8 protein-coding genes are annotated in these 12,032 nt (G+C 37.8%); 6 read left to right on the forward strand and 2 right to left on the reverse strand.

Features of this window, described 5'->3' with window-relative positions:
• Nucleotides 1–20 precede the first annotated feature (20 nt).
• From KIK00_RS02610 to KIK00_RS02635, 6 genes are all read left to right on the forward strand, one after another.
• A complete protein-coding gene (locus tag KIK00_RS02610; RefSeq protein ID WP_255815008.1) occupies nt 21–2,942 on the forward strand; it encodes a TonB-dependent receptor in 2,922 nt (973 codons plus the stop codon).
• Between the two features lie 11 nt (nt 2,943–2,953).
• Nucleotides 2,954–4,504, forward strand: coding sequence for a RagB/SusD family nutrient uptake outer membrane protein (locus KIK00_RS02615; protein WP_149388708.1), 1,551 nt, complete (start codon nt 2,954–2,956; stop codon nt 4,502–4,504).
• Between the two features lie 3 nt (nt 4,505–4,507).
• Nucleotides 4,508–5,932 (forward strand): glycoside hydrolase family 30 beta sandwich domain-containing protein, encoded by a 1,425-nt coding sequence (locus tag KIK00_RS02620; protein WP_255815009.1) that lies wholly within the window; start codon nt 4,508–4,510, stop codon nt 5,930–5,932.
• 9 nt (nt 5,933–5,941) lie between these two features.
• Nucleotides 5,942–8,164 carry a beta-glucosidase BglX gene (bglX, locus tag KIK00_RS02625; protein WP_255815010.1) on the forward strand — a complete coding sequence of 741 codons (2,223 nt, stop codon included), beginning with the start codon at nt 5,942–5,944 and terminating at the stop codon, nt 8,162–8,164.
• An 80-nt stretch (nt 8,165–8,244) separates the two neighbouring features.
• Nucleotides 8,245–9,054, forward strand: coding sequence for a family 16 glycosylhydrolase (locus tag KIK00_RS02630; RefSeq protein WP_255815011.1), 810 nt, complete (start codon nt 8,245–8,247; stop codon nt 9,052–9,054).
• A gap of 39 nt (nt 9,055–9,093) precedes the next feature.
• Nucleotides 9,094–10,533, forward strand: coding sequence for a glycoside hydrolase family 30 beta sandwich domain-containing protein (locus KIK00_RS02635; protein ID WP_255815012.1), 1,440 nt, complete (start codon nt 9,094–9,096; stop codon nt 10,531–10,533).
• Between the two features lie 229 nt (nt 10,534–10,762).
• Here the strand turns inward: KIK00_RS02635 and KIK00_RS02640 are convergent, their stop codons facing one another.
• Nucleotides 10,763–11,575 carry an enoyl-ACP reductase gene (locus KIK00_RS02640; RefSeq protein WP_255815013.1) on the reverse strand — a complete coding sequence of 271 codons (813 nt, stop codon included), beginning with the start codon at nt 11,573–11,575 and terminating at the stop codon, nt 10,763–10,765.
• A 120-nt stretch (nt 11,576–11,695) separates the two neighbouring features.
• The gene (locus KIK00_RS02645) at nt 11,696–11,995 is read right to left on the reverse strand and encodes a hypothetical protein (protein ID WP_077414446.1); all 300 of its coding nucleotides are present in this window, start codon (nt 11,993–11,995) and stop codon (nt 11,696–11,698) included.
• Nucleotides 11,996–12,032: the final 37 nt, after the last annotated feature.

Genomic DNA, 12,032 nt, shown 5'->3' on the forward strand with positions numbered 1-12,032 from the left:
GAATTAAACAATAACTGTATATGAATGTAAGAATATCACGAAGCGTAGGAGTAGTTGCCGTCCTCTATTTTACGGCCAACTTCAGTGCCCAGACCACCAAGGTGAAGGACACAATTGCTAAAGAAAACAAAATAGACGAAGTTGTAGTGATTGGTTATGGTACTCAGAAAAAGAGTAATGTGACAGGTGCTATAGCAAGTATTAAAGCCAGCGATATCGAAAATATACCATCTGGTAAACCGGAACAGGTATTACAGGGAAGGGCAGCTGGTGTTTCGGTAGTGACCAATTCTGGTCAACCTGGTGCTGCAGCTACAGTACGTGTAAGAGGTATTACCAGTTTTGGAGCTGGAAGTAACAGCCCGCTATGGGTAGTCGACGGTATTGTGGTGGACAATATCGGATGGCTTAACCAATCGGATATAGAAAGTATAGAAGTACTTAAAGACGGGGCTTCATCTGCAATCTACGGAGTCTCTGCAGCGAAAGGAGTAATTCTTGTGACAACAAAAAAAGGGAAAAGAGGAAAACTGACTCTTTCTTATAATGGGTTTTATGGTTTCTCAAATGCTTCCAAAAAACTGGACCTCCTGGATGCTACGCAATATGCTAAAATTATCAATGAAGGTTTTGTAAACGATGGAGGAACTCCTAGATTTACCAATCCTGAATCATTTGGAAAAGGAACCAACTGGCAGGATGCTATTTTCGGAACAGGTGAAAAATCATCTCATGAAGTAAGCATTACTGGAGGTAATGAAAAATCAACCTACTATACATCATTCGGATATTTTGATCAGAGTGGTATTGTATTGAGTGATATTTCTTATTATAAAAGAATCAATGCCAGATTTAACTCAACCCATAAAGTTACAGACTATCTGACAATAGGCCAAACCTTTGCTTATACCCATGTAAAATCTCAGGGAGTAAGTGCCAATGAAGAATTCGGAGGACCATTAGCTTCCGCAGTTAATCTGGATCCTACCACTCCGGTTGTTGTTACAGATTGGTCAATGGTTGACCCAAGCGGCTATACCAACCCTTATATCATCCGTGATTCTGAAGGCCGCCCATATGGAATTTCAAGATATGTAAATCAGGAAATGACCAATCCACAGGCTTTCCGTCATATACAACAAGGAAATTACAGCTGGTCTGACGATTTCGTAGGAAATGTTTTTGCCGAGCTTAAGTTTCTAGATCACTTTACATTTAAAACCAGCCTGAACGGTAAGAAATCCTATTGGGGAAGCCGTTCTTTTACCCCGAAATATTATTTAAGTCCAAACTATAACAATACCAGCTTCAACAGTCTGAATAAGGTGGATGAAAATAAATTTGAGTGGAGTATGGAAAATACTTTGACCTATCAGAATAAGTTTGGGGATCATAATATCAACATTATGATTGGGCAGGGAGTTTACCGATACAACATTGCTGGCGGGACTAGTTTGACCTATAGTAACCTACCTATTGATAACTGGCAGGATGCTTCTTTCAACTTTAATATTCCGCAGGATAATATTACTGCAACAGGATGGGATGGAATTCAGACCCGTAAAGCATCTTATTTTGGTAGAATCATTTATGATTATGCGGACAAATATTTATTCACCGGAACGATTCGTAGAGATGGTTCTTCAAAATTTGCGACCAATCAGCATTGGGGAACTTTCCCGTCTATGTCCCTGGGATGGAATGTTCATAAGGAAAACTTCTGGCCGGAGAACAAAGTAATTAATAACTTAAAACTAAGAGGAGGTTACGGTGTATTAGGAAATGATGAAATGGATAACTTCAGATTTGCAAGCTTCATGGTTTCAGGAAGTAACTATACTAACTCTGGAAATAATATCATCATTGGATATGCACCAAGTACATTGGAAAATCCAAACTTGAAATGGGAGCAGACCAGTCAGCTCAATATTGCCGCAGATTTAAAATTATTCAACAATTTCACTCTTACTGCCGACTGGTACAAAAAGAAAACAACAGATATCCTTAGACAGATCAATATTCCTGGCTATGTAGGAGTTCCGAATTTACCTTGGTCAAACGTAGGAGATATGCAGAATACCGGTCTGGAGCTTGAGTTGGGATATAAAAAGAACTGGGAAGATTTCGGAATTTCAGTTAATGGTAACTTTGCTACGATAAAGAATGAAGTTCTTAGATTGGAAGATGACATTAAATATTTTAATCTTGCTTCTTTCCAAACAATGGGAGCTGTTTCCAGAGTAGCAGTAGGACAGCCATATGGATCGTTCTACGGGCAAACATATAGTGGCGTTTTCCAAAATCAGGCACAAATTGATAACTATGTAAATGCAAATGGAGTAAAATTACTACCTGATGCAAAACCGGGAGACTTTATCTGGCAGGATAACAACGGAGATGGTAAAATTGATGATGAAGATAAAGTAAACTTAGGAAGCTCTATCCCGAAATATACTTTCGGACTTACAGTAAATCTTAATTATAAGAATTTTGATTTAATGATGTTCGCTCAAGGACAGGCTGGTAACAAGATCTTCCAGGGTCTGAGAAGATTGGATATGCTTGATGCTAACTATCAGACAAGAATCCTAGACAGATGGACAGGTGAAGGCTCTACCAACGATAATCCTAGAGTTACACGTAATGACCCTAACCATAACTATTCATGGATGTCAAATTATTATCTTCAGAAAGGTGATTATGTCCGTCTGAAAATTGTTCAGTTAGGCTATACCATTCCTAAGGACGTTACCGAACGTTTCGGAATGAGCAAAGTAAGACTGTACATCACAGGAGAGAACCTTGTTACTTTCACAAAATATACCGGTTACGACCCGGAAATTGCAGGAAGAAATAATTCCGAACAGGATATTATTGGTGTAGACAGAGCTTACTATCCACAGGCAAGAACATTCCTGATAGGTGCTAATATTCAATTTTAATGATTAACAAAATGAAAAATAAGAATTTTATATATAAAGGACTTGCCGTTGCATTCCTGACAGGTCTGAGTTTTACCAATATGGGTTGTAGTGATTCCTATCTGGATGATGTACAGAATTCAGGATCTTTTAACACTGATTTGTATTTTCAGAATGAGCAGCAGTCTTTCAGTGCTTTGGTTTCAGTATATGATCTTTTGAGAAAATATTCAGGCGGTTTCGAGAATTCAGTTACTTTCTTTAATGCAGGGTCCGATGATTTTTATTCAGGAGGAGGAAACTCTAATGATGGAGCAGGAATTCAGGGGCTAAATAACTACATGATTAACCCGAATACAATGCCAGCCAGTTACTGGAGAGACTATTATCAGGGAATTGCACGTGCTAACCTTTTAATAGAAAGAGTTCCGGGTGCTAATATGGGTGATGATATTAAGAAAAGATATATCGCAGAAGCAAAAGTTCTTCGTTCATTATATTATTTCGAACTGTTAAGAATGTTTGGAAATATTCCTTTGATCCTTAAATCCGTAAAGTTTGATGATAATTATTGGAATATTCCACAGGCTAATCCCAGTGATGTTTATACTCAAATAGAAAGCGATATTAATGCTGCTATTCCAGATCTGATGATGGTGTCAAGTGGGAATGATAAAGGAAGAATCACACAGGGAACTGCAAGAGCTATTTTAGGTAAAATTTATCTTTATGATAAAAAAATGCCTCAGGCAGCAGCACAGTTTGCTGAGGTAAATGGTACTCCCGGAGGAACCAGCCAATATGGATATAAACTGGTAGCCAATTATGCAGACTTATTTAAAGTAGGTCCTGAATTATCGGATCCTTATAAATTTTCAACAGAATCTATCCTTGAAGTAATGCATACCAATAAAGGAAACTCCGATTGGGGATTCTGGGGGCAGGGTAAAGATGAAGGAAACTCTATCAACGTAATGGTAGGACCTCGTTCTTATTCACTAAAAGATATCCCAAATAATAATGCACCTGATATCTATTCAGGCTGGGCATTTAATACCGTAACAGAGAATTTTGTTACTTTCATGCAGGGAGATCCAAGACTGGATGTAACCGTTTTCAATGCAAAAAAACTGGTAGCAGATGGTAAAATTACTTACAGCCCAGCGTTTGCTGATACAGGATATTTCTTAAATAAATACTTACCTACGAATGCTTTAAAAAGTTCACTTCCAGGACCGGCAGAACTGAATTTCCGTCAGAATTATATTGCAATAAGATTAGCAGATACATATCTGATGGAAGCAGAAGCTTTAGGTGGAGCAGGAGCAAGAGCTCAGGCTTTATTAGATGCGGTAAGATCAAGGGTTGGATTAGCATCGGTTCCGGTTTCTTTACAGGCTATAAAAGATGAGAGAAGAAGAGAACTTGCAGGAGAAGGGCACAGATGGTTTGACCTTGTAAGATGGGGGGATGCACCTTCTAAGCTTGCCTTCAAAGGATTTAAAGCCAATAAAAATGAAATTCTTCCAATTCCGTTCAATGAATTGCCGAATACAGTTTTAAAACAAAATCCTGGATACTAAAAAATGAAGTTTCACAACTTATATAGTTTCTTTAGAGGTGCCGCACTACTTAGTGGTGTGGCCCTTTTTTCTTTGTCGTGTACATCACTTACTTCCAATAAAGGAAATGAAGTGCAGTACTGGCTTACAAAAGGTGATGAAAGCGTAAAATTACAGCAGCAGACTCCGGTTAAATTTGTAAATACTTCCAACAGCTTTCAGAATATTGAAATTGATGATTCTCAAAAGTTTCAATATGTTGATGGCTTTGGATATACATTAACAGGAGGAAGTGTTGAGGTAATCAACCGATTGTCGCCTTCCAAAAGAAAAGCACTGCTTAACGAACTTTTTGGAAATGCTAAAAATTCAATCTCCATCAGCTATTTAAGATTAAGCATAGGAGCTTCCGATCTTGATGGCGAAGTATTTTCATACGATGATCTGCCTGAAGGACAGACTGATCCCTCTCTTTCAAATTTCAGCCTGGCAAAAGATAAAGCATTGATTGCTATGCTGAAAGAAATTCTGACGATTAATCCTTCTATTAAAATCATTGCTGCACCGTGGTCAGCTCCGGTATGGATGAAAGACAACGGAAAATCAAAAGGAGGAAGTTTGAAACCCGAATTCTATGGAACATATGCCCAATATTTTGTAAAATATATCCAGGGAATGAAAAAGGAGGGTATTATCATTGATGCAGTAACCCCTCAGAATGAGCCTCTACATCCGGGAAATAACCCAAGCTTATATATGCCTTCTGAGCAACAGGGAGATTTTATTAAGAATCATCTTGGTCCGGTTTTTAAAGCTAACGGAATTACCACCAAAATTGTTGTTTATGATCATAATTGTAACAAACCTGAATATGCTATTGATATTTTAAAAGATTCTGAAGCCAACAAATATATAGACGGGTCCGCTTTTCATTTGTATGAAGGAGATATTTCTGCATTAAGTACGGTACATGATGCTTTTCCAAACAAAAATCTATACTTTACCGAACAATGGACCGGATCAAAAGGAACTTTTACTGAAGATCTGAACTGGCACACAAAAAATGTAATCATCGGTTCCATGAGAAACTGGAGCAAAATAGCTTTAGAATGGAATCTTGCCAACGATCCGAAATTTGCTCCACATACAGAAGGTGGGTGTACAGAATGTAAAGGAGCCATTACAGTTTCCGACAGCGAGAATTTCACAAGAAATGTTTCCTACTATATTATTGCCCATGCCTCAAAATTTGTTCCTGCAGGTTCTCAGCGTATTGCATCCACACAGACGGATAAGCTTTCAACTGCCGCTTTTAAGACTCAATTTGGGAAAATAGTTTTAATTGTGCAGAACGATAGCCCTTCAGATGAGAATTTTAATATTAAATTTGCCGGGAAAACCGCTGCTGTAACAATTTCAGGACGTTCTACAGCAACCTATATTTTTTAATTTGATACTATGAAAAGAGTTTATTTCTTACTGGCATTTTCCGTACTTGGACTGAATGCTTACGGACAAAAGACAATTGATCAGAAAGTTGCAGAATTACTGTCTAAAATGACCCTTGAGGAAAAAGTAGGACAGATGGTCCAGTACAGTGGGTTTGAATATGCTACAGGACCTCAGAAATCTAATTCTGCAGCCGTTTTAGAAGAAATTAAAAAAGGGAAAGTGGGTTCTATGCTGAATGTGGCAGGATCAGAAGAAACCAGATCATTTCAGAAACTGGCAATGCAGTCAAGACTGAAAATTCCTTTATTGTTCGGTCAGGATGTTATTCATGGCTATCGTACCACATTCCCAGTAAATCTTGGACAGGCAGCAAGTTGGGATCTGACAATGATTGAAAAATCGGAAAGAATTGCTGCTACAGAAGCAGCAGCCTACGGTATTCACTGGACATTTGCTCCAATGGTGGATATTGCCAGAGATCCGAGATGGGGAAGAGTAATGGAAGGTTCCGGAGAAGACACATACCTGGGAACAAAAATAGGATTAGCAAGAATCAAAGGATTTCAGGGCAGAGGTTTAGGAAGTCTTGATGCAGTAATGGCCTGTGCAAAGCATTTTGCAGCATATGGAGCCGCTGTAGGTGGAAGGGATTACAATTCTGTAGATATGAGTCTCAGACAGCTGAATGAAACTTATCTTCCTCCTTTCAAAGCCGCAGCAGAAGCTGGAGTAGCTACTTTTATGAATTCCTTCAATGATATTAACGGGATTCCGGCGACGGCTAACCAATATATTCAGAGAGATCTGTTAAAAGGAAAATGGAACTATAAAGGTTTTGTAGTTTCAGACTGGGGAAGCATCGGAGAAATGGTTCCTCACGGTTATGCCAAAGATGCTAACGAAGCCGCGGAAAGAGCAATAGAAGGTGGAAGCGATATGGATATGGAAAGCCGTGTCTATATGGCAGAACTTCCAAAACTGGTGAAAGAAGGGAAAGTAGATCCCAAACTTATAGATGATGCAACGGGAAGAATTTTAACCAAGAAATTCGAAATGGGGCTTTTCGATGATCCTTACAGATTCAGCAATGAGAAAAGACAAAAAGAACAGACTGATAATCAGGAGAACAGAAAATTCGGAAGAGAATTTGGCTCGAAAAGCATTGTTCTTCTTAAAAATCAGGGAAATATTCTTCCCCTCTCAAAAACGATAAAAACAGTAGCTCTGATTGGTCCTTTCGGTAAAGAAACAGTGGCAAACCACGGATTTTGGTCTATTGCTTTTAAAGATGATAACCAAAGAATCGTTTCACAATTTGACGGAATTAAAAACCAACTGGATAAAAACTCCACTTTACTCTATGCAAAAGGCTGTAATGTGGATGACCAGGACAAAACTCAGTTTGCAGAAGCCATAGAAACAGCTAAAAAAGCGGATGTGGTGATCATGACACTGGGTGAAGGCCATGCGATGAGTGGAGAAGCAAAAAGCAGAAGTAATATTGGATTTACAGGAGTTCAGGAAGATTTGTTGAAAGAAATTGCCAAAACAGGTAAACCAATCATTCTGATGATCAATGCCGGAAGACCTCTGATTTTCAATTGGGCATCAGACAATATTCCTGCAATCATGTACACATGGTGGCTGGGAACTGAAGCCGGGAACTCTATTGCAGATGTTCTGCTTGGTACTGTGAATCCAGGTGGGAAACTTCCGATGAGTTTTCCGAGAACAGAAGGGCAGATTCCTTTGTATTACAATCATTATAATACAGGAAGACCAGCAAAAAATAATACAGACAGAAACTATGTTTCAGCATATATAGATCTTGATAATGATCCGAAATATCCGTTTGGATATGGCTTAAGCTATACGGATTTCAAATATTCTGATATGGTTTTAAGTTCTGCAAATCTTACAGGAAACCAGACTCTGAATATCAGTGTTACTGTTTCCAACACAGGAAAATATGATGGTGAAGAGGTTGCTCAGCTTTATATCAGAGATCTTTTCGGGAAAGTAGTAAGACCTGTGAAGGAACTGAAAGGTTTCCAGAAAGTATTCATCAAAAAAGGAGAAAGTAAAAAGATAGATTTTAAACTTACCCCGGAAGATCTGAAATTCTTTGATGATAATCTGAATTTTGACTGGGAAGGCGGAGAATTCGATATTATGATCGGAACCAATTCTCAAAATGTGCAGACCAAAAGAATTAACTGGACAAAGTAAAGTGAATAGGTGCAGATTTTAGTCCGCTTATTAAGATATAAAAGAATGGCTTTAGCCAAAACTTAAACCTACTACTACACATGAAAATCAAATTCAAAAATATAATCAGTATCTGTGCAGGAGGAATTCTCTTCCTTTCCGTTCTCAACTGTGCCTCAAATAAACCAGATGCTGGGAGAACGCTGATTTGGAATGATGAATTTAATGGTAAAGGACTTCCGGATTCATTAAAATGGAATTACGATGTTGGAGGTGGAGGTTTTGGAAATGAGGAAGCTCAGTTTTATACCAAAAACAGGCTTGAGAATGCCCGAATGGAAAAAGGAAATCTGATTATTGAGGCCAAAAATGAAAATTGGGAAAACAATAAATATACTTCTGCAAGACTTTTAACCAAAGGAAAATTTGCTTTTCAATATGGAACAATAGAAGTAAGAGCAAAGCTTCCCAAAGGTCGTGGAACCTGGCCGGCAATCTGGATGATGAGTGAAAATATGAAGAAATGGCCGGATGATGGCGAACTGGATATCATGGAACATGTTGGTTATAATCAGGGATTTATCCATGCTTCTGTCCATACTAAAAAATATAATCATATCCAGGGAACACAGAAAACAGATACTTTGTTTGTAAAGGATGCTAGCGAAAAATTCCATGTCTATAAAGCAGACTGGACCCCAGAAAAGATTGACGTTTACATAGATGGTCAGAAATTTTTCACCTATGAAAATGAAGAGAAAAATAATGAGGCCTGGCCTTTTGACAGACCTTATTTTATCATTCTAAATCTTGCTGTAGGAGGATTTTGGGGTGGAAAAGAAGGCATTGATGACTCTGTTTTTCCACAAAAGTATTATATAGACTATGTGAGAGTCTATCAGAATAAATAATGAAAATGAGGACGAGAGGTCCAAAAATAGAAAAAAATCATGAGAAAACTAATTGTAAGTTGTTTTGTAGTAGGCGTTGTCATCAATGTCAGTGCGCAGAATTATTGGAAAAAAAATGCAGGAAAAACAGCTAAGGTGATCCTTACCAACTCGAAAGCGGATGAGAAGATGGCGGATAAAGGAGCCGTTAAATTTGAACAATTTGGACAACCTAAAGAAACAGATGCCTGTATTTTTGTGGCTCCCAATTTTAAATATCAGAAACTAATAGGAATTGGTGGTGCTATCACAGATGCATCAGCAGAAACTTTTTATAAAATGCCAAAGAATAAGCAGAAGGAAATTCTGGATGCTTATTTTGGTAAGAATGGGTTGGGATATACGGTAGTGCGTACCAATATGAATTCCTGCGACTTCTCCAGTGATTCCTATACTTATGTAGAAGATAATGATACTTCGCTGAAGACTTTTAATATTGCTCATGATGAGAAGTATAAAATCCCGATGATCAAAGAAGCACAGAAAGCGATCGGAAATAATTTCACATTCTATTTCTCTCCATGGAGTCCGCCAGCCTGGATGAAATCAAATAAAAGTTTATACAAAGGCGGAAGGTTAGAAAACGAGTATTATCAAACGTGGGCAGATTATTATATCAAATTCATCAAAGAATACGAAAAGAGAGGAATTAATATCTGGGGGCTGACTGTTCAAAACGAACCAATGGCAACTCAAAGCTGGGAATCATGTATCTACACTGCTGAAGAAGAAGGAGAATTCCTGAAAAAGAATCTTGGACCAACCCTTTGGAAGAACGGATATAAAGGTAAAAAAGTGATGATCTGGGATCACAACAGAGACCTTATCTACCAAAGAGCAACCACCACTTTAAGTGATCCTGAAACATCAAAATATGCTAGCGGAATCGGATATCACTGGTATGAAACATGGAACAACAAGACGCAGCTTTTTGACAATTTAGCAGAAACCCACAGAGCTTTTCCGGATAAATTCCTGGCATTCACTGAAGGATGTAAAGAACAGTTCAGTATGGATAAGATCTATGATGTAAGCCTGGGAGAACTGTACAGTAAAAATATGCTGAATGACTTCAACAAAGGAAACGCATTATGGACCGACTGGAATATTCTGTTGGATGAAACCGGAGGACCTAACCATAAAGGAAACTTCTGTTTTGCCCCAATTATTGCAGACACCAAAACAGGAGAGGTGTTCTATACCTATGAATACTATTATATAGGACATGTTTCAAAATATATCAGACCGAATGCTCAGAGAATCGGAAGTTCTTCTAACAGAGCTGCTCTGACGTCTTCTGCCTTTATGAATGAAAACGGACAATTGGTAACTGTTATTATGAATGATTCGGACAATGATATTGAAACGAATCTATGGATTGAAGGAATGGCTGCCAAACTGAATGCTCCTGCACACTCTATACAGACCGTAATTTTATAATATCATATTAATATTATTTTTGACAGATCCGGCGGCCTCGAAGAGGCCGCCGGGTTTATTCTATATAGCTTATTCATTCAATTTAATCACTGAATTTTTCTATTTAAAAGTCTTTTATAGTAGAATGAATTAGGTTCCAGGCAACAGAAAAAAGAAAACCCATGAAACAGATTCATGGGCTTCTTTTATAGTAAACGAAACTTTATCAGTTCGTTATTTTTTCAATGAATTATTTTTCAGTATCATATTTACTGATCACTCTCTGAGTAACCCCTGAACTGCTGAAACCTCCATCATGGAATAGGTTCTGCATTGTTACTTTTTTAGTAAGATCAGAGAATAAAGTTACACAGTAGTCTGCACATTCAAGAGCTGTAGCGTTTCCTAGTGGAGACATATCTTCTGCATATCCAAGGAATCCTCCGAAACCTTTTACACCACTACCTGCAGTAGTCATTGTAGGAGACTGAGAAACTGTATTTACACGTACTTTTCTTTCTCCCCAATAGTTTCCGAAAGTTCTTGCAATGCTTTCAAGATAAGCTTTGTTATCAGACATATCATTATAATCCGGGAATGTTCTCTGAGCCGCAATGTATGTAAGCGCCAAAATGCTTCCCCATTCATTCATGCAGTCTTTTTCCCAAGCTACACGCATTACCTTATGGAAAGAAACAGCGGAAATATCCCAGCCTTTTTCCAACCAGTCATAGTTCATTTCTGTATAATGTTTTCCTTTTCTTACGTTGATAGACATTCCGATAGAGTGAAGGATAAAGTCGATTTTTCCAAATTTTGCAACAGCGGCATCAAAAAGTTTTTCAAGATCTTCTACAGAAGTAGCATCAGCACCTATTACTTCAGAACCTGTTTTTTCTGCTAAACCATTAAGTTCTCCCATTCTCAAAGCAATAGGAGCGTTAGATAAAATGAATTCAGCACCTTCCTCATGGCATCTTTCAGCAACTTTCCATGCGATAGATTGTTCATTAAGGGCTCCAAAAATAATTCCCTTTTTGCCTTTAAGTAAACCGTATGACATAATTTTTTAATGTTTATTATAATACAAATGTAACAATAATTGTGCTTATGGCATAATAAAAAATGGAGCCTTATCAATTTAAGACTCCATTTTATTGAAAATATTTATATGACTGAAATACTAATTAGTTTTCTTATTCCATTCTGCCTTTACATCCTCTGCCGCATCTTTGGTTTTTTCCCATGCCTCATCTGCTTTATCCTTGATATCCTCCCAGGCATCAGATACATTAGCTTTTACCCTGTCAAGCCAGTCTTCCTGGCTGGCCTCCTGATCATTATTCCTCTTCTCATTGATATAATCTTTGGCCTTGTCTGCCAATTCATTGATTTTCCATTTGGTTTTATCCGTTGCATTCTGTAAAGAGTTTTCTACATTATTTACTGCATTTTCCGCTTTGTTATACTCTGAATTGTTCATAATATTATAAATTTGGTTAGGTATCAGTAATTAAACA

The organism is Chryseobacterium sp. MA9, assembly GCF_024399315.1.
GTDB lineage: Bacteria > Bacteroidota > Bacteroidia > Flavobacteriales > Weeksellaceae > Chryseobacterium.

What these genes read in the sequence shown, in the direction of transcription:
- KIK00_RS02640 (WP_255815013.1), bottom strand. Translation starts at nt 11,575, where the DNA reads ATGTCATACGGTTTACTTAAAGGCAAAAAGGGAATTATTTTTGGAGCC.
- KIK00_RS02610 (WP_255815008.1), top strand. Translation starts at nt 21, where the DNA reads ATGAATGTAAGAATATCACGAAGCGTAGGAGTAGTTGCCGTCCTCTAT.
- KIK00_RS02630 (WP_255815011.1), top strand. Translation starts at nt 8,245, where the DNA reads ATGAAAATCAAATTCAAAAATATAATCAGTATCTGTGCAGGAGGAATT.
- KIK00_RS02620 (WP_255815009.1), top strand. Translation starts at nt 4,508, where the DNA reads ATGAAGTTTCACAACTTATATAGTTTCTTTAGAGGTGCCGCACTACTT.
- KIK00_RS02645 (WP_077414446.1), bottom strand. Translation starts at nt 11,995, where the DNA reads ATGAACAATTCAGAGTATAACAAAGCGGAAAATGCAGTAAATAATGTA.
- bglX (WP_255815010.1), top strand. Translation starts at nt 5,942, where the DNA reads ATGAAAAGAGTTTATTTCTTACTGGCATTTTCCGTACTTGGACTGAAT.
- KIK00_RS02635 (WP_255815012.1), top strand. Translation starts at nt 9,094, where the DNA reads ATGAGAAAACTAATTGTAAGTTGTTTTGTAGTAGGCGTTGTCATCAAT.
- KIK00_RS02615 (WP_149388708.1), top strand. Translation starts at nt 2,954, where the DNA reads ATGAAAAATAAGAATTTTATATATAAAGGACTTGCCGTTGCATTCCTG.